Raw genomic sequence first — 21,149 nt, forward strand, 5'->3', positions numbered from 1 at the left:
GAGCCAGTAGAGCAATGAATCGAGGATCCCGATTCGATGCATCAGACCAAGGCTGCGCATGCCAAAGGGGCTGTATGAGTTGCGGACAATTTGCATCAAGCCGAGGCACCACCGTCCACGCTGAGTAATATACTCTTTCAGTCCTTCGGGAGCCAAACCTTCAGTCAATGGCTCGTTAAGGTACACAGTTTGCCAGCCGTTTTCCGCAAGCTTGAGGGTGAGTAGGAAGTCCTCGGTTACGCTTTGTGTTGGAATCCAGCCAATCTGCTCGACGGCCGGTACCCGCATTACGGATGATGTCCCACAGCAGATGGCAATCCCCCAAGCGTCCCGCGCTGGCTCGACGTTGTCAAAGAAATGACGTTGTTCATCCGGATATGCGGTGCTTATTCCAAGGTTATGTTGGATCGGATCAGGATTGAAGAAGTGCTGCGGGGTTTGCACTAGTGCGACGCTTGGCTCGTGAAACAACGCTAGCGTCCGCTCGATGAAGTCCGCATGGGGAACGAAATCTGCGTGAAGTACAGCGACAAAGACCGGGGGGGCTGGATCGCGGGCGCACGCGCGAAGTGCATGGTTAATGTTTCCCGCTTTAGCGTGCTCCTTATCCGAGCGTGCGAGATATCCGATTTCGTGCAGCTCGCAAAGTTGCCGCACCCAATTCCTGGCGCCGTCGTCGAGGATAAAAATCCGAAGCCGTGGATAGCGGATTTGCGCCGCGCCAATGATCGTGCGCTCGAGCACTTCCGAGGCTCGTTGTAAGTCGTGATAAAGACGTCCACACGCGGCGCTTCTCCAGGCAGCCACCATTCAGAGTACCGGTCTGCTTCTGCCGACCGCTCTTTCACCCGCGACAGTATGAAAAACGCGATGGTAGAGGAAAGCATCGTCAGAGCTTCGAGGATGGCGAATGCCCAACTGAACAGCGCGTCCGCAGTCCAGTCGAGGGGCGCCAGCGTTTCGGTGAAGCGCCAAGCCATATAACGCCAAGACAGTACGGCAGCCGTCCCCAGGAGCAGAGCGCGCCAATACCACTTCATCGGATTGAGAAACGGAAAGACGGTAAGGCAGAGCCCAATTATGAAGGCGGCGCCTGCGAAGGCAGCAACGAGTGGCGACAGCAGAATCATCAGAGTCCGTACCGCGTTATAAAGCGACGGAATTGTGCGATTGGGCCAGCTGTGAAGATGACGCGTCCAGTACGTCCAATCGCGCAGCCGAGATCTGCCTCTCCTGCAAGGTCTGGAACTGTCACTGTGACATCAAAGCGCTGGAGATGTTGCGCACTTGGACCCACAGCAAAATTGGTGTAGAGCGAGGCCGCACCGGATCCGCCAAGGCGGGTTATGGTTCCATTGAAAATACGATCATCTCGAAACAACCGAAATTGCGCGGCCGTTCCCACCGAGAGACCGTCGTAGAGAGATTCGCTGACGCCCGCGGTGACAATCTGGGTACTGCAGTCTACGATCTTGACGAGATCCTGGCCGCGCCGCGCGTATTGGCCATCGTCTATTAGTATGTCCCAGACCAGACCAACGACGCTGGCATTAAGGGTAGCGAAGCTCAGATTATTGACACGAAGACGCTCGGCATCGACTTGCCGGTCGAGCTGTACAATACGTGCTTTCACCTGCTCCTTGTCGACATTTAGCTCGGCCAACCGCTGCTCGAGCTCTCGGATACGTTGGGCCGAGGAGGGAGCGTCGTTATAGGACTCCCCGATGAAGACGCCCTCGCGAGCGGACGTAAGTTCCGTCTCCAAATATTTCACTCGCTGCTGCGCACTCTCCAGTTCTTGCTGCGCGACGTCGTAAGTTGCACGAGCGCGATCCAAATTCGCCGCCGTCTGTACACCACGCGTGCTCAGTTCGTTTGCTCGCTTGAATTCTGCGTCCGCTCGACGAAGGCGTGTGGCCGCAGCGTCTTGAGCTGCTTTCGTTTCGGCAATTCGAGCCTCAATCTGCCGAACCCTTCCGCGCTGGTAATCAGTTGATTGAACATCGAAGCGAGACCTGGATGCGGACAAGGCCTCTCGCTGGCCAACGAGACGGTTGAGCTCGATCTGCTGGTTCGTGCGATGGCGATCAAGCTCAAGAAGCCTCGCGGTATCGAAGCGTTGGTCGTTGATTTCTGCTATGAGCTCGCCGGGACTAATGCGCGCGCCGATGCTCTTTACGGCAAGCGTTACCTTTCCTTCGATTGGGGCGCGAACGATGTAGAGCCGAGCATTGAGTGTAGCGTCCGCCGATGTTCCAGCGAAGTGCTCACCGATAATAACGTACAATCCCACTGCCAACAGGCCAAGCCGACGATTGCACGTACGAGCCTCATAACTCCCAACTGCATTTATGACGGGAAGGTTGCGCAGCGTATTACTGAGCAGCCTACGGTCCAATCGTTTTCGCCTAAGCGACCCTCCGCCCTGCTTTGGATTGCCAAGTCCGCTCGGATGCAAGTGTTAGTGGCTCAGGCGTCATGATCAGACTAACAGGCTGGTAAAGAACAGCTTCGTGATCTCAGCGGCAGGAGGATCCGTATCGTCAGAAGTGCAAACGGTCATGAATTCATTCCTGCAGTTCCAGCAGCGCCAGAGATCTTGGACCCCCCGCGCACCGATGCGTTCATGCCACTCGAGGTGGACCAATGCAGAGCCACATTGAGGGCAGTTTTTGTGACGTTCTATTGAGACCGACTCCATGTGGCAGCTCGTGTCATTGCGTCAAAAGGCCACAGCCGAAGAAGCGTTAGCGTAGCCGCCGCTTCGTGGTCGGCTGCGGTGGATGCGCCTCTCTGTTCAAATCCTGTGCCAACCGCGACAGCTTGATCAGTAAGGGATAATTTTTCAAGGAAGTGTACCAAACCGACAGCATGTCAGAGATCGGACAGTCAAGGTCATGTTCTAACGTAAGGTCGCAAATCGGACACATGGCGATGGCTTTTTCTAGTTGGACAGAAAAGCCCGCCTCCGAGTCAATGGGAAGAACGGAGGAAAATGACGTCAATGAACATTCTCCGGCCGACTTTGAAATGCGTCCGGAGGCGGGGCCTATGGCTAGAGTATTCCAATTTCCAAATGGCAGGCGACAGTCCGTAAGCCTGATAACCCGCCTGCCCCATCAGCCCTTAGGGCAATGATGGGTCCTCAGCTTTATAAGCCGTCATTGCGATGAACTGTGCGGGGTATGCCGGAGCTGTGCGCTGCTCTCTCGGTCAAGGAGTCAAGGCAAAGGTAGAGAGCTTGATACGTCGAGCTTGTGGCCACGGATAGCCGTCGACCAACAAATTTGCTGGTGTTACCTCATTGCTATGGCGAGCGCGTCGCTGAGGGCTCACCTGGGGTAACCAAATGGGGTCGGTCAGATCGGAGGTCTGACGAGACGGACGGGCTGCTCAGAAGCAGGGCTGCAATGAAACGTCATTGATCAAAATCAGATAACAGCAGGATCCATTTGGTTGGCCAAATGCTTGGTGAACCAATCGCCAGTGACTCTGTTCACGGTTGCGAGGTGACACACATAGGGATCCTAGCGTTTATAAGCACGAGATGCTTCGGTTCGCGAGCTCGATTGTAAGCGTCGAGCTGCAAATCCGTCAAGCAGCGGGACGTCTTGCTGCGGCGGGAGGGCGAGCCATCGGGCATCAACCGGATCTACCGGCTTTATCGCGAGGAAGGGCTCACCGTCTGCAAAAGGCGGGCTCGCCGCAAAGGCCGTGGGGACCCGTGCCCCGATCCTGGTCGAGGCGAGGCCGAACGCGCGCTGGTCGCTGGACTTCGTCCACGACCAGTTCGCCAATGGCCGACGCTTCCGCATCCTCAACATCGTCGACGACGTCACCAACGAATGCCTGGCGCCATTCCGGAGACGTCGATCTCGGGGCGGCGCGTGGTCGGCGAACTGACGGCAATCGTCCAGCGACGCGGCAAGCGAGAAATGATCGTGTCCGACCATGGCACCGAGTTCACCTGCAACGCCAGCAGGCCCGCCGTTCCGACAGGCTCATGACAGCCTGCAGATGCGCGATCGCAGCGCGCTTAGCGGCGGGCCTTACCATTTTTTGAAAGGAGCTCGCGAAGTGCGGCGGCATCGAGCATCTGCTCGGCCAGAAGCTTCTTCAGCTTCACGTTCTCCTCTTCCAAGGCCCTGTCCGACTTCACCGACGTGAGCGCGCTCGGCATTAAGTAGAGCTGGTCGTCTGAATTGCGCATCAGGTGCGTCCGTGCCGTTCGAGATCATCCTCAATTCGCGACCACGCACAGTGCACTCTCGCGCGGTCGCCTTACAGCAGATCGTCAGATCGCTTTGCTGGGCAGCACGAGCCAAATGTCGTCTTGTCGATGACCTACAGGCACGCTGCGACGACGCCAGCACGCGGGAGAGCTCGGCGCTGGTGGTTCTGTCGGTGCCAAAAAGAAGGGCATGCTGTCGCTAAGTCAGGCGAATTGTTGAGTCGTAATCCGGACACGATGCTCTGGGGAAACCCTCCACTGTGCTGCCAAGCAGGTTGTGGGAGCTGAGCGCACGAGATCCAACTTGTCATTGATGGTTCGGGCATAACAGTCGCAAGCCAGCGCCGATTCAGTGTCTCAGCAGCAAACTCTTGCGCGACGCTGTGAGGAATCGCGCATCCATGGTGCGACTTACACTCTGAGGGTCAAGTTCAGCAAAATCGATGATTGGGGTCCGATCAAGCCATTCCCTTGGAACCGCCGTCGCTCGGCCACCTGCTGGACGCGGATTGGTTCGTCGCCGCCGGCCCAAGCCTTCGTTCGCTTGGAATTGCGCCTAAGTTCCCGACTGATCGTGGGTGGCGACCGGCCAGGGCCGCGCTCCTCAAGGCTGAGCATCGTCCCATCGCAACAACACCTTTAGCAGGTGTTGCACTGGCATCGTGAACCGAAGCCGCTCTTCACCTTGATCCAGTGCTTCGCGATAGGGAGCAGTGCGATCTCAGAGATCGGTTCGACGAGCCTGAACGCGCTCCGGCTTGCGGCAGCTGCAAAGCGGAGCTGCGTCGCCGCGACTAAACCGTGGAACAACCAGGATAGTGAACAAGAGCACTATCTGTCTAAGGACGGTGGCGGCGTATCCTTTGTGCGCGTTGGCAGTATCGGATATTCGATCTTGGGTAACCGGCCGGTCAATGAATTAAGAAACGCAACGATATCGTTCTTCTCCTTCTCGGTGAGCTCGGCGCCGAGCTGCACCTCACTCATAATGCCTACCGCTTCCTGGAGCGTCCAAACCTGACCCGAATGGAAGTAGGGAGCTCGCAGGGCAACGTTGCGCAAAGGGGCGGCGCGGAACACGTATCGGTCGCTGAAGGCCTTCGTGACCGCGAAACGCCCCTGGTCGGCTGGGGGAAGCAGTTTGCTGTCTGGTCTTTCAATCACGCCGAACGCGAAAAACTCCTGCCCACCAATATTGATTCCGTTGTGGCAGGAGGCGCAGCCTTTGTCCACGAACAGCCGCAATCCTGCCTTTTGGTGGTCATCCAGCGCGTTGGCATCGCCGTTCAGGTATCCATCGAACGGAGCTGCTGGTGTCGTGAGCGTCGCTTCAAAAGCCTCGAGCGCTTTCGCGAAATTGTCAAAGGTGACCGGCGGTGTATCACGCGGGAATGCTTGCTTGAACTTGCCCACATAATCTTCCATCGAATTCAGTGTGGTCGTTACGTGATCCGCAGTCGCATTCATCTCGGCGCTCGCCTGAACGGGCCCCTTGGCTTGTGCCTTAAGATCCGGCGCGCGTCCGTCCCAGAATTGCGCGACATTGAACACTGAATTGTAGACGGTCGGCGCCCGCCGCGCTCCCCGTTGCCAACCGTGACCAACTGACGTTGGACCCGCGTCTACGCCGCCGGTGCCAAGATTGTGGCAGGTATTGCAGCTAATGATCCCACTCGCCGACAGACGAGGGTCGAAGAACAGCATCTTCCCGAGCTCCGCTTTCTCGGTAGTCACGGGATTGTCCTTTAGGGCGGGGATACCAGAAGGGATCGGTTTGAAGATCTGTCTGGCTGTCATCATCAAATCGTCGTTTGCGATGGCATTGCATGAGACACACATCAGAACGGTAGTAATCGATACCTTGAGCATGACGTGAGACTTCCAGATCTTGCCGCGCCGCTACCGAACAACAGTTCTTCAGAAGAGGCGCCCGCTGCATGGATGGCTTTTGCTATGCAGGAACTGAGCCAGCGCGCGCGAGTGAATTGGTCTAGGGTTTCTGTGTTCGATGTTGGCTTCACGACAGTTGTCGTTAGCCCGACACGAACACTTCGACTAATCACGAAGCATAGTGTTTTGCTGCTCTTCGAGGAGGCACGACGCGTCTCTCCGACGAAATGCAGGGGGCAGTGACGTCGCAGGCACCTGTCCCGGGAGTAGATGAAACCTCCCTCCAATTGGATCCGAATCGATGTCGCAGGCGTTACACTATTAATACGAGCCCGATCGAAGCTCCGCCCCGTGCCTAGCGCAGCGCCGTCAGTCCCTCCCCAACCGGCTTTCGGTCCCATGGGCCTGAAAGGGGGCTGCCAGGCTGTCACGACGGGATGAGGCCTGGCGCTGAGCTTGATGAACTTAGCTAACTGTCTGCCGGATCGCGTCTAGTGTCCTGAACCAGAAGTTCGCAACATCGCGTCGTGTTGTACCGGGGCATTGTAACGGCAGAAGCGTTCGATGGAAGCAAGGATATCATCGGCTGACTTGGTCCATCGGAACGGCTTGGGATCAGCGTTATGTCGTTCGATGAACGAGGCGATGTCCGCCCTGAGGGCGGCTACGCTGCGATAGACGCGGCGCCTGATCTTCTAATCGGTAAGAAGCGCTCGACCTGATTGAGTCATGACGAACTGGTCAGGGTCAGGTGCACATGCCAGCGCGGCCGCTTGGCCAGCCATTTCCGGATCAGCGGGGTCTTGTGAGTGGCGTAGTTATCCATGACGAGATGGACGTCGAGTTGGCGCGGCACAGCGGCCTCGATCTCGTCCAGGAATTTGCGGAACTCGGCGGCACGGTGCCGTCCGTAGCACTTGCCGATAACCGGTCCGGTCGCAATGTCGAGGGCGGCGAACAGCGATGTGGTGCCGTGCCTTTTGTAATCGTGACTCCTTCGGGCCGGCTGGCCGGGACGCATCGGCAGCATCGGCCGACTGCGGTCCAGCGCCTGGATTTGAGACTTTTCATCTACACACAGGACGATGGCGTGTGCCGGTGGCGAGACGTAAAGCCCGACGACATGACGCACCTTGGCCACGAAGTTCGGATCAGTCGAGAGCTTGAATGTCTCCAGCCGGTGCGGCTGGAGCCCGAAGGCCCGCCAGATACGTTTCGGTGCTCCCGAGCGCGGCTCATCGTGCAGCCCAGCCACGCGCTGCTTCACAAAGCCCCGCCGCCGTTTGCCTACCGTCCCCCGCTCCAGGCCTAGCTTGGCCGTCACTTCCTTGTTCTGACCGCCTTCCGCGCAGGCCAGCGCGATCCGGGCTCTCAGAGCCAACGCCTGCGCCGCCTTTCGCCGCATTCTCAGCGGCTGAAGTTCAGCACGCTCATCATCGCTCAATACCAGGGGCGCAAGTCGCTGGGTCGCCATCAGATCCTCCGTCGCTGTTGCAGCCGCCATCTCTGGCACAGCGACGCGAATCTAATGCGCAATCTACGATTGCGAACTTGTGACTCGGGACACTAGCACTACTTTGGCAGATTGTTGGATTTGGGCTGTTTATTAGGATTCCCGAATCGATTTTTCAATGATTCATGGGTGGTCGGCTCTTGGAGGGCTGACCATGGCGGAATGGGAAGACGAACTCGAACGCTGGCTGAAGCCGTTCCTGGACCGGTTGGGTCATAAGACCGGCAGCGGATGTATCCCCTGTACGTTGCGGGATTGATCGGCCCGGGCGATCGCAAGAGCGTTCAGCCGATGGCAGAACGCCTTGCAACCGGCAACTACGATCAGCTGCACCATTTCATCGTCGAAGGTGTCTGGGACGCATCACCGCTGGAATCTGAGCTGCTCAACCAGGCGGATCGGCTTGTCGGCGGCAAGGATGCGGTGTTAGTCATTGATGACACCGCAATGCCGAAAAAGGGCGAACGCTCGGTTGGTGTCGCGGCTCAATATGCGTCCTCTCTTGGCAAAACGGCAAATTGCCAAACGCTGGTGTCGCTGACCCTTGCGCGCGGCGAAGTGCCCGTGATGGTCGCATTGCGTCTCTTTCTGCCCGAGAGTTGGACAGGCAATGTGTCTCGTTTGATGCGTGCTCGGGTGCCGATCGAACACCGAACGGCAAGATCCAAGCCAGAAATCGCTTTGGCTGAGGTTGATCGAGCGATGGCAGCCAACGTGCGCTTTGGATGTGTGCTGGCGGATGCAGGATACGGGCTCAGCGCACCATTTCGACAAGGGCTAACAGAACGCGGATTGGCCTGGGCCGTCGGCATCCCTCGGCACCTCAAGGTGTATCCGGTTGATGTGAAGCTCATTTGGCCGATTACCAAAGTCCGCGGGAAACCACGAAAGCACCACGTGCCGGATATCTTATCAATTGCGGCAGAACACATGCTGGCGAGCGCCAAATGGAAAACCGTGAGTTGGCGCAGCGGGACGAAAGGTCGGCTGAAAGCCCGATTTGCTGCTCTCCGTGTCCGCACCGCCGACGGCCCTCCGCAGCGAATCTGGGATAAGGGTCAGCAGCATCTCCCGGGCGACGAAGCTTGGCTCATTGGCGAGCAGCGTGCCTCAGGGGAGAAGAAATACTATCTCGCCAACCTCCCTGCGGCGACGGATCTGCGCACACTGGCCGCCACCATCAAGGCACGATGGATTTGTGAGCAGGCGCATCAGCAGTTGAAGGAGGAGCTTGGGCTTGATCACTTCGAAGGGCGATCATGGCAGGGTCTTCATCGCCACGCCCTGATGACAATGATTGCCTACGCCTTCTTGCAGCACCGTCGCCTCGCACATGCGGGACGGAAAAAAAGAATCAATGGGCCTCCGCCTCAACCAACCATGCCCGCCGTACGCCACGCCATCGTCGATCTCATTCTCCGGCCGCCATCGCAGCGATGCCCGCACTGCAGAAGACGAATCTGTGAAAAACCACAGCACAAACCAAATCTGCCAAAGTAGTGCTAATCCCTTCGGTAGTAGAGAGGACACCTCGCTCCCCACGCTGAATACAAGGTTTATGGCTTGGCAGCCGAGAAACGCGCTGCCACGGTCTCTGCTCCCACGGTAGAGAGGCGCATCAAGAGGAATACCTTTTACCTCGGGCATCGCATTCCTCCTCGCTCTTGGAGTGTTTGGACGCAACTGTAGATTCAGCTAACTCGTCTCAGCAACAGTGCTCGGTTTTTGAAGCATCCTGAAGAGACTGTGATGATGCAACCTCGATGATGCAACCTCCAATGCAGCTCGGTGATCCCTCGGCTCATAGAGCGCTGATCATGATCGTCTCGCCGACGACGCGTACAGTTCTGCGCGCTGCACCTCAATTCTGTGGTGCAGAATGAGCTTGACGATCGTGCGTTCATTCCCGTGAAGTATGCTCACCGACGATGATGATAACTCGATAGGCCTCTCTATCTGTCGCATGCAACGTCGATGCCAAGCACCTCATTCGGTGTTAGAGGACTCGCTCGGATGAAGATGTACGAGAAGGCCGCCGACAACCGTCGCCTCTTCTGCTGTTGCCTTCCCCCTTGTTTGATTGGCCACGCGGAATGTCGAAAGTCCGACATGATCAATTGGGACATAAACGCATGACGAGTTCGCACGCCTCGCAGTTTGGGGAGGCTCGACTAAGCTTTAATGTCGAAACGCTATCGCTGTGCATGGCCCGAAACGCATGCTAGCGGATACCCAGGTCGCGTAAGAAGATCGGAACAGCTGTAGCAACTGTGCAAGAGTTGCGTGAGTTTGCATTCGTACGAGATTCTCGGCGCGTCGATTGCACAGGATGGATACTCCAATTCGCAAGACTCGGAGAACCTCATGCGTTCTGCGCCCCACTCCCGCGGCCAGCCACGAAGAGCTCAGTACGTGCATCTGTGCGGAACCGGCGTTGCGTCGCCTGCAGTCCACGCGCATCTTCCGGAGGAAACTCGGTCGTGATTCGTCGGGCTCAACAAGGTGGCCCAATGTCATGATGCCAATTCAACACTCCGACGGTAATGTATGAACGGCGGACGCGTGTCCACGACGTGGAATCGTTATCGAGTTGGTTTTCACGCCGAGTTACACGGCACTACGCACAGCCTTTGGGCATCGCAGCGGGACACAGCAGATCGACCAGGGGGCGATTGACATAGTGCATAGTGGATGTCGCAAAGACCTTGCACCCACCACACTCTCGAGGAAGCGAAATTATGGGACGTGTCAGCGAAAAAGTCATTCTGGTGACCGGCGGGGCTCGAGGGATGGGGGCCGCTCATGCGCGCCTGCTGGTAGCGAGGGAGCTAAAGTCGTGATCACCGATATTCTTCGTAAAGAAGGCGAGGCTTTCGCGGCCGGCCTTGGCACATCCGCGATCTATCTGCGTCAAGACGTCGCTCAGCCAGAGGAATGGTGCCAAGCGATCGCGGCTGCGGAGAGCAAGTTTGGCGCGCTGCATGGCCTCGTCAACAATGCCGGCATAGTCAGTATTGCTCCTATCGAGCAGTTTCCGCTTGAGCAGTGGACGAAGACCCTTGCTGTCAATCTCACCGGTGTATTTTTGGGAATGCAGACTGCCCTGCCGGCCATGCGCCGCGCGGGCGGAGGCTCGATCGTCAACATCTCGTCGGTCGAGGGGCTGAGGGGTAGTGCAGGGCTTCACGCCTACGTTGCTTCCAAGTTCGGCGTGCGGGGCATTACCAAGTCCGCTGCTTTGGAGGCCGCTGCGTCTGGGGTTCGAATAAACTCAGTCCATCCGGGGTTAATCAACACCTGGATGACAAAGGACTTCGATTCTTCCAGTTTTCCCATTCCGCTTGGGCGGGCAGCCGAGCCGCCGGAAGTGTCACAGGTAGTGTTGTTCCTGCTCAGTGACGAGTCCTCTTATCTTACGGGCTCCGAAATCGTCGTCGATGGCGGTCTGACGATCGGCGTCCCGTACAAGTGTCAGGCGCCCGAAAGCATCTTCTGACTAGCAGCTGATCAATTGTCACATAAAACAAGATCTGAGGTTGCGATGTAGTACAGCAGTGGGAACTACGAAGCCTATGCTCGCCCCCGCAAGCCCGCTGGTGTGGACAGCAAGACTTGGCGGCGCTCTCCGGCGCGGCCGCCGGTGCTGGTTCCGGCGACGTAGTCGAAATAGTCCGCCAGACGACAGTCTGGCGCGGTTGCTTGCCTTGGTTAGCAACCGCTCGATTTCCTCTAGAATTTTCAACGAGAGGCCCCCTCGGATTCCGCCCCCGTCTATGGCAAGACGTTTGCGCGGCCCACCACTCTCGAGCCGCGCTTTTAGATCAATCCGACGTTCTGGAAGACGTCCCACCATGTGCTTCTCCCGCTTTTGAAACTCCGAGGGAAGCGAAACCCGAAGATGCCTCGATCGCTTATCGCTGCGGGACATGCAAAGTGGTGACCAAATAGGGGCCAGCACATCCGTAGCACTACTCGATGCACCCTAACCTAAGCCTCAGGCCGAGGTTGTATCGTGAAGTTTCTCACAATCGCTGTTGTAGTTGGATGACGCAGCTCACCGCGGCGTGTCCGCGACGATCGACGGCGAGTTCGGCAGTCCCGCGCAGGGTCTCACCAAATTCGCGGTGTCGGCGCCTGATAGACAAGTCGCAGGTTCCGCTCACTAGAAATGTCATCGGTGAGAGGACAGCTAGGCTGGCCTGATCGCCCTATGTTCGACCCGCCGGAGGCGCGGAGTGTATTGATCATCCGCAACAGGGAAGGGCTCGCAGAGCTTCGAGGCCGTCAACGATACCGATAGAACCCGAAGCGGACGATGTCGAGTGAATGTCCCTCGAGCGAGGTCGAAGCACTGCGAAGGGCGATTTCTCCTGGCAGATTCCGCGGCACAGTTGGTCGTTTTCCCTTGGGACCTCAACTCTACAACATTTGGTAGTAGATGATTCCAGCCATATGATGCTTCCATCACAATTACTCGTCGGCGGCAATTCGATTGATGGCGCTGCCTGGGGCCTTACTCCTAAAACTGGGAGCCCACTTTGCGCTTGCCGAACTATTCAAGAACTCTGAGCTCTGACCGAAAACAGCATTTGCCTTCACAGGGCGTGAACCATGTATAAAATCGACCGCGAGCGTTTTCTCGACCTTACCGAGAATCATGACATCCCAACAGTGCCGCAAGTCGAGGCAATACTGGAGGAAGCGGAGAGCGAGTCACTCAGCTACGCGAAGCTCAATTCACTCGTGAACGCGATCCACTCAACCGAGTTCCAGGCCATTCGCGACAAAGTTCTTGCAAAGTCCGAATTTGTCCGTCGCAAGATTTATGGCGGCTTGGTTGTTTCGATGGCACCGGTGGAGGTAACAAATCGCTGCGCGTCTGATTGTAATTTCTGTGGCTGGCGCTCCGACAACAATGAGATGCGCCGGATAAGCCTGGACGAGCGGCTCATTGTCGTGCAGGTTGAGTACCTACTCGCGAAGGGTTTCCAGCACATCGAACTTGTTGGTGGCGATGATGTAAAATTCGTAAGAGATCAGCTTCCCGTCCTTGTTCAACGAGTAAGGCAGATAATGGGCGGAAGTCTCGCAAACAGAGTACTGTTTTGCACGATGGCGCTGACGTCACGGCATTATAGAAGCCTGAAGAACCCGGCGCTGACGGCATCATCATGTGGCAGGAGACTTATGACCATGAAGTCTATAACTCCCACATTACGAAGGGTCCCAAGGCTCGCGGCATCGATGACAACTACAAGGTCGTGAAGAATGGTGATGGATACCGCTTCCGGTTGGAGAGCCAGGATCGCGCGCTACGGGAAGGCTTATCGGCTTCAGTTGGAGCAATGCTAGGCCTAAATCCAAATATCGGGTTCGAGATAATTGCAACCGTAGATCACGCCCGATATCTGGAAAGTTCGTACCAGCCCGGTGATCCTATTATCGTAGGCATGCCAACTTGGAACAACATTACTACGCCGCGCACCGACAAAAGACCAGCGCGCACTCTTCCGATCGACGGCTATTTTGCATTCTTCGCATCGATCTACTTTCTCGCATTGCATCGCTACCGCGCATGGATATTCCCGAATTGCAGGGTGAGCCTACCGATCCAGATCGACGCTGTTCGTGCGGCCGGTGTTTATACCTCAACTGAGGTAAAACTCGGGCCGGGTGGATATCTAAACTCGGCAATTGCCAAGCTTCCGGTCGAGCAACGAGCTGCCATCATGCAGATGCTGAAATCGACATTCAAAGGAGAGTTATCAGCAGAAAATTGGCATGATGAGCTCGACAACCTTGAGCAGTTCAAGCACGACTTTCACCATCACGAGACCTACGTAAAAGCGTTGACTGACGCCGGCTTATTCATTGGCAGCCAAACGGCGCCTAGTTCGGCGAACCATTGATCGGGAGCGTGTTGCTCACTCCAGGTGGCCGATCATATTCGCTATGAGTCGATCAACTGCACGTGCCGCGGTCCAAATCGCTCACGAATAAGCAAGTAGCCTTCTGGACGATCCGCTGCCATTCCGCTTCGGGCTTGAGCGTTCAGACTGGGCCGGCCCTTCGCAAAGCGCTCGCAAACGCGCTCGTGTTGCTTGACCATCACGGCGGTCAGCATTTTTATGGCTGCTCGTTCCGCTTCGAAGCCGCGCAACTTCGCAAAGGTGGAACGCAGTTGCTGCAACATCGAGGAATGGTCGCGAGCCCAAAGTCCTGTGAAGGCCTCATCCACGCCGAGCATCGGAACGACCACGTGTTTCTCGTAGTCGTTCCTGGACATATTGCCGGCAACCTTGAACGCGACTGCACACGCCCTGGTTATTGATGAGAACCGCTGAAACTGACGAGCAGTGGCCACATGATTGTCGGCTGAAATAGCACGTTCCATTAGCTTGAGGCTGCGCTCGAGTTCACGGCAGAGTACGAACAAGCCTTGATGACCAGTAATCCAGTTGGTGAGGGCTTCACCGGCATGGGCCCTCCTAAGTTCCTCGTACTTCATAGGGCCAGTCATGTTCGTTCTCCGTAGTTTTCTACAATCGATTGAACGGCCTCGCCCAGGATCGCTTCCTCAACATCTGTTAGGACGCTCTTGGAGCTTACAAGTGCGGCGCATCCACTCATAGTCCGAAGAAGCGCCACCAATCCGGCAAGGTCTGAATCTTTTTGGATACGCTGGACCAAGAAGAACCAGTCGTAGCGATCCATTTTGGAGCCTGAACTCGGCACCTTGTCCTCAAGAGCGACTGCGTTCACATCGGCGCCGAGAATGAGCCTCAAAGATTTCATTTGGCTTATGAGAGATGGCGAGGAGTTTCTAATGATGTCAACTACCGCCTGCGCGCGATCTGGCGACAGATGCCTCATCAGGTCCGCCGATACCTCGATTGGAAGCATTAGATGTGGCGTGGCCATAACTTAGCCTTTCTAGATTACTCCACGAGTTTCATCCAGCCTGCACAACTACACCAGAGCCGGTTCAAACAAACCACGTCCGCAGACCAAGATCTTGGTTCGTATCGCAAGCTCTGATCAAGACCAGCGGAAGCAGCGGGTTTGCTTTCTGCCAGTGCTCGTCCAGCGGATTTGCCCCCCCCAACTGATAACGCGGTTGCTGTCTGCGCGAATTCGTCGCCCGCACGCTAGCCTCTCTGGCAGGCGAGACAGAAGCCGACGCCGCAACACAACCAGAGCACACGCCGTTCAGTCATATCTTTCCCACACAAGGGTCCCGGATTGTATCCCCGAAAAGACCAACAGGCGCCTACCAGGATTGGTCGGCCCATGCCCCCCGTCCCTGCCTCCTATGTATCCGTTGCTGAGTTTGAAGTTGTGAAAGACTTGTTTTCCTACATTCCCAGAATTTCGCTGATGTGGAATCAGATCGGTCGCGCAGCGGGTATCATCAAAAGGAGATCACGCTGCCTGGATCGCGCCACTCGCGATCCGCAAAAGAAGCCGCGTGCCTTTGGGTACCGAACGACGTTGCGTGCTCCGATGACAAGCAAGTGCCTGAGATAGGAATCGCCCTGTTTCGTAATCCGGCCGAGTCGATCCTTCCCGCCGGTGGAATTCTGCTTAGGCGTCAGGCCAAGCCAGGCCGCGAACTCCCGCCCGGAGCGGAACATGGTCGCGTCCGGCACGGTCGCGGCGAGAGCCGTGGCCGTAATGGGACCGATCCCGGGAATCGAGGACAGCAACTTCGCCATCGGATTTACTCGCTGGATCTCAGCCAGTTCGCGCTTAATGGCCTCGACCTGCCGGTCCAATTCCTTCAGCTGGCTCACAAGGACGGCCAGCGCGATGCGGGCGTGGGCCGGTAGCGTCAGTTCCTCGTCATCCAACAAGTCCACCAGACCGTCCACCCGTTGCCGGCCTTGCCCGACAGTGATTCCGAACTCAGCAAAGTGAGCCCGAATGGCGCAAGCTGTCATGGTGCGTTGGCGGACCAGCAAGCCTCTTGCACGATGAAGCATCAAGAAGCCCTGGTTCTCGGCGCTCTTGATTGGAACGAACCGCATATTGGGACGACTCCGCTTCGCAGATCGCGGCCGCGTCAGCGGCGTCATTCTTGGCTCCTCTTCGTAGGTAGGGTTTAACATAGGCTGGCGGAATCAATCTGACATCGTGCCCAAATTGCCGAATCTCCCGCGCCCAGTGGTGAGCAGTCGCGCAGGCCTCGATGCCGACCAGGCAAGGTGCGAGCGAGGAGAAGAACGACACGATCTCGCCTCGCCGGAGGCGTTGGCGACCGGCCACTTGGCCTTGGCCATCAACTGCATGGATGTGAAACACGTGCTTCGAAATGTCCAACCCAATTGTTGCGGCTTCCATTGGTCAATTGCTCCTGTAAGCGGGTTCGTCCATCGCCAGTATATCGCCGGCGCCGAGGGAGCGGGGCCGTCTTCCCCATCAACGGCCAGCTGCGGGATGAATTGCTGAACGAGACGCTGTTCACGTCAGTGGCCCAGGTTCGCATGGCTCTCGGATGCTGGCGGGCCGATTACAACGATGCCCGACCCCACTCGCAGCTCGGATGGAAAACGCCCTCCGAGTTCGCCTTCACCTGTCACCCGCGCCGGGATCTGGCGCTGCGCTATGCCGAAGGCTCCGCGCCAGCTGCCGTCGCTCCCACCGCCCAACCGGGCAAATCCAACGACCGGAGCGAACTCAGGAATGGATAAAACTTGATGTGGTGGAACGGCCCGCTCCAACAGCATCAAAGTGCTAGAACGTGGTCGTCGTTCGAACACCACAAAGGAGGGACCGTTCCGTGAAGCAGGTTATCACCATTGGGCTGGATCTGGCCAAGCACGTTTTCCAGGTTCATGGGGCGGATGCCGAGGGCTCACCCGTGTTCAACCGGAAGCTACGGCGCAGCGAAGTTCTGCGTCTCTTTGAGAAGCTGCCAGCGTGCCTGGTGGGGATGGAAGCATGTGGTAGCGCCCACTATTGGGCGCGCGAGATCGCAGCTCTCGGTCATGAGGTGCGGCTCATTCCCCCGGCTTATGTTAAACCCTTCGTCAAGCGAGGCAAAACGGATGCGGCGGACGCGGAGGCCATCAGCGAAGCGGTGACCCGAAAGACCATGCGCTTCGTGCCGATTAAGACAGCCGAGCAACAGGCTGCCGCGATGGTGCTGAAGACCCGCGCTCTTCTAGTGCGGCAGCGAACGCAGACGGTTAACGCGCTGCGCGCGCATTTGGCCGAATTGGGGATCATCGCCGCCGCCGGCATGGCAAAGGTTGAGGCGCTGATTGCGATCGTGCGGGACAAGACAGATGTCCGCCTGCCCGCAGCGGCGCGCTTCGCCCTGATGGCGATTGCCGATGAGATCGAAGCTGCAGCGGACCAGATCGACAGGCTCGAGCGCGCAATTATTGTGGAGGCAAGCGCGACGAGGACATGCGTCGGTTGACCACGATTTCTGGCGTCGGCCCCATTACAGCGGCGACCATTAAGGCGCTTGTGCCAGACCCCGGAGGGTTCACGTCAGCTCGCCACTTCGCGGCCTGGCTGGCAAAGAGCGGCTGGGGCGGATATCAAAGATGGGGAATCCGGAGCTCCGCTCTCTCCTCGTCGTCGGGGCAACGGCCGTCTTGCGGGTTGCCCGAAACGACGCGCTGAGCCGGCCGTGGCTGAAGGCGCTTCTTGCCAGACGGCCTTTCAAAGTTGTCGCGGTCGCGGAGGCCAATAAGACGGCGCGGATCATCTGGGCGCTTCTAAACAAGGGCGGGACTTATCGGCGTCCCGACCCACTGGCGATTACCGCGGTAGCCGACTGATGAACGCAATGACCGTCACAACGATCTGACCGGCGCAGGCCGGCAGAGGGCAAGGTGCAACGACAGGCGATGAACCCATGGGACGAAATCCCGAGACGAGTGAAGCCACTGCCCCCAATGCGCTCAAGCGCGCAAACTTGATTTGGCTCCTCGTTTCGCGGATCTCATCGAGGCCAGCGGCCATGTGCCGCGCGCAAAGGCCGGACATATAACCGCACCGTCCCAATGTGTGAAATCGACTGAAAAAGCTCTTGCCTCGCGGGCCGTTCCACATATGGGGGCAAGGTCAGCTGTCCCTGCCACGAGCCGCCAACTCCCACACCGGCCAGCCTCAAAGCAGCGGAAGAAGCAGGCCGGGAGATCATCGTCGTCGGAGGACGAGCCTAACTACTTGATCCCGGCCCACCAGTCGGAAGCAGCGCGGGCGCGGCTCGGAGTCGGTTAGCCAGGGAGGCATGAAGGCCCGTATCCTGCTACACCCACGCTGCCGTCGAGTTTAGCGGGCTGGCGCGCCTCGCCAAACCCATCGGCTTTGTATCGGCGCTAGCTGACTGAAAGCTGAGGAGACCGCGTAGCAATTCACCCAACGAAACGCAGCCCGCCTGGGCCACTTGCCTCGAGAACAATGAAGACGTTTAGACACCAGACAAAGGGCGTTCGGCGTGCTTACGATCAGAGGCAGCCGCACCACGACGACGGGCCGGGTTGGCGATCAGCCAAACCACTGCACGCTTCTGACTGATCGCCGTGACGACCTCACGCTCTCCCGGTTCGTGCTGCTCTTCGACCAAGTAGAGCCGGTCGTCTGAATTGCGCATCAGGTGCGTCCGTGCCGGCGGCCACGCACAGTGCACTTTCGCGGTCGAATTCGAACAGATCGTCAGATCGCTTTTGCTTGGCAGCACGAGTCAAATGTCGTCTTCTTGATGACCTACAGGCACGCTGCGTCGACGCCGCAACCTGGAGAGCTCGGCGCTGGTGGTTCTGTCGGTGCCAAAAAAAAGGGCACGCTGTCGCTATGTCACGCGAATTGTTTAGTTGTAATCCGGACACGATGCTCTGGGAAAACTCTCGGCTGTGCTGCCAAGCAGGTTGTGGGAGCTGAGGCGCACGGATCCAACTTGTCATTGATGGTTCGAGCATAACAGTCGCAAGCCAGCGCCGATTCAGTGTCTCAGCAGCAAACTCTGCGCGACGCTGGGAGGGATCGCGCATCCATGGTGCGACTTACACTGTCGCCCGTGAACAAGCCTCTAAGCGATTGAGCGGGAGTCTGTTTCTGGGATTTGATGGCGTTTGAGATTGCAGGGATTTGATGCTTGGACGCCGCAAACCTTGCAAATTCGTTTTGTGGATTCCTCTCCGTTGTGAACCGTGCTTCTGTGGTGCGCCGGAGGACGATGCGGCCGAAGAAGCATAAGACGACGGGATCGAACGATCTGTTCCGGGCACGGCTGGATCAGATCATCAACATGAAGCACGAGTTGGTTCTGCTTGCCGGCAGGATCGATTGGGACTGGATCGACGGGGAGATTGCCCCGCTCTACAGCGAGAACGGCAGACCGGGGATTGAAACCCGCTTCATGATCGGGCTGTTGTTGCTCAAGCACATTTACGGGCTGTCCGATGAGGGGGTGTGCGAGCGCTGGGTCCACGACCCATATTTCCGTGTGCCTCGTAGCCGGTGCGTATCTGCCGGCACAACTGTGTTGAAGATGGGAGTTGGCCTCCCGGAGCCGGCCTGCAGGGGCAGGCTTCAAACCACTCCAGGCTGCTGCGTTTAAGAGACGCGGTGGTGAGCGCTGGGGAAAAAAGGCGGCGGGATACGCCGTCAGGTGAGTGATGAGAAGATGAGCGCAAGCGAACCGCCGATGACGCATCGAAATGGGTCCAGACGCTGTCAAAACGGGCATGGGGATAGTGATGCTCGGAAGAGTGTGGGCGACACCTGCTTACGGTCCACGCGGCAGCCGGTGTATAGGCGGCATGATCTCATCACAGGCTTCAATCCGGAACGAGGGAACCTGGTTCGGGGTGTCAAGGGGAATCCGCAAGTGGCGCACACCACGAGGGAGAACACCAATACCCGAGACAGGGACGGAGCAGCTCGTAGTAGCGCTGAAGTGGCTGTAATGGCTGTGGAGCGAAGGGGCTGCGTTACTCTGTCCGACATCAGACGCCAACCGGCTTTGTCGGGAGGAGCGTCATGACGCCGGACAAACCGTTGCCGATCACCAAGCGTATGGTCTGGGAGGCCTACCAGCTGGTGGCAGGGAATGGAAAAGCAGCGGGCGTCGATGGCCAGAGCCTGGATGAATTCGCGCAGGACCTTGGGAATAACCTCTACAAGCTGTGGAATCGCATGGCGTCGGGAAGCTATCTCCCACCTGCGGTCAAGCGCGTGGAGATTCCCAAAGCCAACGGCGGCATCCGTCCTCTGGGCATTCCGACGGTCGGGGACCGCGTCGCACAGATGGTGGTCAAGCAGTATCTGGAACCGGGGTTGGATCGAGTGTTTGATCCCAACTCCTACGGCTATCGGCCGGGCAAATCAGCGCATCAGGCGATCGAGCAAACGCGTAAGCGGTGCTGGGACTATGACTGGGCTTTGGATCTCGACATCAAAGGCTTTTTCGACACGATCGATCATGCCCTTCTGGTGAGAGCGCTTCGGAAGCACTGTCAGGAGGCCTGGGTTTTGCTGTACGTCGAGCGATGGCTGAAGGCTCCGGTGGAAATGCCCGATGGGACTATCCAGAAACGGGAGGCCGGAACACCGCAAGGTGGAGTGGTAAGCCCGCTGCTGGCGAATCTTTTTCTGCACTACGCCTTCGATGCGTGGATGCGTCGGACGTTTCCGAGCATTCCGTTCGAGCGCTATGCCGATGATGCAATCTGCCATTGCCGGACACGGCAGGAAGCAGAACATCTGAAGGCTGCGCTAGAAAAGAGATTTGCCGACTGTCATCTGACACTGCACCCGCAAAAGACCCAAGTGGTTTATTGCAGGGACAGCAATCGACGTGGGACACATCCGCAGATCCACTTCACCTTCCTTGGCTTCACCTTCCAACCCCGCAGGGCGAAGAATCGCTGGGGAAAGCTCTTCACACGCTTCCTTCCCGCAGTTGGCCCGCAGGCGCTCAAACGCATGCGGGAGCGGATAAGGAGCTGGCGCTTGCCACAGCACGCGCCGCTTCCGTTGACTGATATAGCCCGAATACTCAATCCGATTCTTCAAGGGTGGTGGCAGTATTATGGGCGTTTCTATCCAACGGAGATGTGGAAGCTGTTCACGTACTTTGACGAACGTCTCGGAGTGTGGCTCCGGCGGAAGTACAAGTCGCTCAAAAGGCACCGGGGACGGAGCTTGCGGCGGCTGAACAGCATTGCGAAGCGCAATCCCTCATTCTTCGTCCACTGGGCGCGCCTTGGTCACGCAACGGTTGGGTGACAAGAGCCGGATGATGCGAGAGTATCACGTCCGGTTCTGTGAGGGGCTGAGGGTGAAACTCCCTCGGCCCACTCGACAGTACTTTACCGGCGAAGAGTTCTTCCAGCACGCATTCCCGCACGAGCGCTCGGACCTGAGCCACCGGCGCAAGCGGCTCGGCGACAAGCTGGAGCTGTTGCTGGCCGAGAGCTTGCGGGTGGCACACGAGGCCGGCGCGTTGCGCAGCCAGGACCTCAAGCGGGTCACGGTCGGTCGAGTAGCCCCCGGGGA

9 protein-coding genes and 10 pseudogenes are annotated in these 21,149 nt (G+C 57.8%); 10 read left to right on the top strand and 9 right to left on the bottom strand.

All coding sequences use genetic code 11. The features are described from left to right. Both I6F20_RS30355 and I6F20_RS30360 read right to left on the bottom strand, forming a co-directional pair. Nucleotides 1-810: pseudogene (locus tag I6F20_RS30355) on the bottom strand (glycosyltransferase family 2 protein); the annotation flags it as partial. A 319-nt stretch (nt 811-1,129) separates the two neighbouring features. Beyond that, nucleotides 1,130-2,287, bottom strand: coding sequence for an HlyD family secretion protein (locus I6F20_RS30360; RefSeq protein WP_225129220.1), 1,158 nt, complete (start codon nt 2,285-2,287; stop codon nt 1,130-1,132). Between the two features lie 1,321 nt (nt 2,288-3,608). Here I6F20_RS30360 and I6F20_RS30365 point away from each other — a divergent pair. Then, nucleotides 3,609-3,977, top strand: a pseudogene (locus I6F20_RS30365) (DDE-type integrase/transposase/recombinase); the annotation flags it as partial. A 1-nt stretch (nt 3,978) separates the two neighbouring features. Here I6F20_RS30365 and I6F20_RS30370 read toward each other — a convergent pair. From I6F20_RS30370 to I6F20_RS30380, 3 genes and pseudogenes are all read right to left on the bottom strand, one after another. After that, nucleotides 3,979-4,150, bottom strand: a pseudogene (locus I6F20_RS30370) (IS3 family transposase); the annotation flags it as partial. Nucleotides 4,151-5,062: 912 nt separating this feature from the next. After that, entirely contained in the window at nt 5,063-6,100 is a 1,038-nt protein-coding gene (locus I6F20_RS30375) for a cytochrome-c peroxidase (RefSeq protein ID WP_518513078.1), read from the bottom strand. 512 nt (nt 6,101-6,612) lie between these two features. Then, nucleotides 6,613-7,595 (bottom strand): annotated as a pseudogene (locus I6F20_RS30380) (IS630 family transposase). 157 nt (nt 7,596-7,752) lie between these two features. On the opposite strand from I6F20_RS30380, the pseudogene I6F20_RS30385 reads away from it, so the two are divergent. From I6F20_RS30385 to I6F20_RS30400, 4 genes and pseudogenes are all read left to right on the top strand, one after another. Next, nucleotides 7,753-9,100: pseudogene (locus I6F20_RS30385) on the top strand (IS701 family transposase). A gap of 1,370 nt (nt 9,101-10,470) precedes the next feature. Then, nucleotides 10,471-11,130 carry an SDR family oxidoreductase gene (locus I6F20_RS30390; protein WP_346276910.1) on the top strand — a complete coding sequence of 220 codons (660 nt, stop codon included), beginning with the start codon at nt 10,471-10,473 and terminating at the stop codon, nt 11,128-11,130. Between the two features lie 1,115 nt (nt 11,131-12,245). After that, the gene (locus I6F20_RS30395) at nt 12,246-12,899 is read left to right on the top strand and encodes a hypothetical protein (protein WP_225129222.1); all 654 of its coding nucleotides are present in this window, start codon (nt 12,246-12,248) and stop codon (nt 12,897-12,899) included. Next, nucleotides 12,806-13,543 carry a hypothetical protein gene (locus I6F20_RS30400; protein ID WP_225129224.1) on the top strand — a complete coding sequence of 246 codons (738 nt, stop codon included), beginning with the start codon at nt 12,806-12,808 and terminating at the stop codon, nt 13,541-13,543. The genes I6F20_RS30395 and I6F20_RS30400 overlap by 94 nt, the downstream gene beginning before the upstream one ends. A gap of 41 nt (nt 13,544-13,584) precedes the next feature. On the opposite strand, the gene I6F20_RS30405 is transcribed toward I6F20_RS30400, so the two are convergent. From I6F20_RS30405 to I6F20_RS30415, 3 genes and pseudogenes are all read right to left on the bottom strand, one after another. Next, nucleotides 13,585-14,154, bottom strand: a complete 570-nt coding sequence (locus I6F20_RS30405) for a 3-methyl-L-tyrosine peroxygenase-related protein (protein WP_225129226.1) — start codon at nt 14,152-14,154, stop codon at nt 13,585-13,587. After that, nucleotides 14,151-14,507 (bottom strand): hypothetical protein, encoded by a 357-nt coding sequence (locus I6F20_RS30410; RefSeq protein ID WP_225129228.1) that lies wholly within the window; start codon nt 14,505-14,507, stop codon nt 14,151-14,153. Before I6F20_RS30410 ends, I6F20_RS30405 begins: the two co-directional genes overlap by 4 nt. A gap of 512 nt (nt 14,508-15,019) precedes the next feature. After that, nucleotides 15,020-15,974: pseudogene (locus tag I6F20_RS30415) on the bottom strand (IS110 family RNA-guided transposase). Nucleotides 15,975-16,054: 80 nt separating this feature from the next. Between I6F20_RS30415 and I6F20_RS30425 the strand changes: the two are divergent. Together I6F20_RS30425 and I6F20_RS30430 are read left to right on the top strand one after the other, a co-directional pair. Continuing rightward, nucleotides 16,055-16,324, top strand: a pseudogene (locus I6F20_RS30425) (integrase core domain-containing protein); the annotation flags it as partial. Between the two features lie 89 nt (nt 16,325-16,413). Then, nucleotides 16,414-17,425: pseudogene (locus I6F20_RS30430) on the top strand (IS110 family RNA-guided transposase). A gap of 635 nt (nt 17,426-18,060) precedes the next feature. Here the strand turns inward: I6F20_RS30430 and I6F20_RS30435 are convergent. After that, nucleotides 18,061-18,243, bottom strand: a complete 183-nt coding sequence (locus tag I6F20_RS30435; protein ID WP_225129232.1) for a hypothetical protein — start codon at nt 18,241-18,243, stop codon at nt 18,061-18,063. Between the two features lie 582 nt (nt 18,244-18,825). Here I6F20_RS30435 and I6F20_RS30440 point away from each other — a divergent pair. The 3 genes and pseudogenes from I6F20_RS30440 to I6F20_RS30450 form a co-directional block, all read left to right on the top strand. After that, nucleotides 18,826-19,095 (top strand): annotated as a pseudogene (locus I6F20_RS30440) (transposase); the annotation flags it as partial. Between the two features lie 536 nt (nt 19,096-19,631). Beyond that, nucleotides 19,632-20,879: a group II intron reverse transcriptase/maturase gene (gene ltrA, locus I6F20_RS30445; protein ID WP_225129234.1), complete on the top strand. Its 1,248-nt coding sequence runs from the start codon at nt 19,632-19,634 to the stop codon at nt 20,877-20,879. A gap of 67 nt (nt 20,880-20,946) precedes the next feature. Further along, nucleotides 20,947-21,149 (top strand): annotated as a pseudogene (locus I6F20_RS30450) (IS5/IS1182 family transposase); the annotation flags it as partial.

Source organism: Bradyrhizobium sp. IC3123 (assembly GCF_020193625.1).
In the GTDB taxonomy this organism is placed as follows: Bacteria; Pseudomonadota; Alphaproteobacteria; order Rhizobiales; family Xanthobacteraceae; genus Bradyrhizobium; species Bradyrhizobium yuanmingense.

Excerpts from the sequence above, each read along its gene's own strand:
- I6F20_RS30395 (WP_225129222.1), top strand. The coding sequence starts at position 12,246 with ATGTATAAAATCGACCGCGAGCGTTTTCTCGACCTTACCGAGAATCAT.
- I6F20_RS30435 (WP_225129232.1), bottom strand. The coding sequence starts at position 18,243 with ATGCGCAATTCAGACGACCGGCTCTACTTGGTCGAAGAGCAGCACGAA.
- I6F20_RS30405 (WP_225129226.1), bottom strand. The coding sequence starts at position 14,154 with ATGACTGGCCCTATGAAGTACGAGGAACTTAGGAGGGCCCATGCCGGT.
- ltrA (WP_225129234.1), top strand. The coding sequence starts at position 19,632 with ATGACGCCGGACAAACCGTTGCCGATCACCAAGCGTATGGTCTGGGAG.
- I6F20_RS30375 (WP_518513078.1), bottom strand. The coding sequence starts at position 6,100 with ATGCTCAAGGTATCGATTACTACCGTTCTGATGTGTGTCTCATGCAAT.
- I6F20_RS30410 (WP_225129228.1), bottom strand. The coding sequence starts at position 14,507 with ATGAGGCATCTGTCGCCAGATCGCGCGCAGGCGGTAGTTGACATCATT.
- I6F20_RS30400 (WP_225129224.1), top strand. The coding sequence starts at position 12,806 with ATGTGGCAGGAGACTTATGACCATGAAGTCTATAACTCCCACATTACG.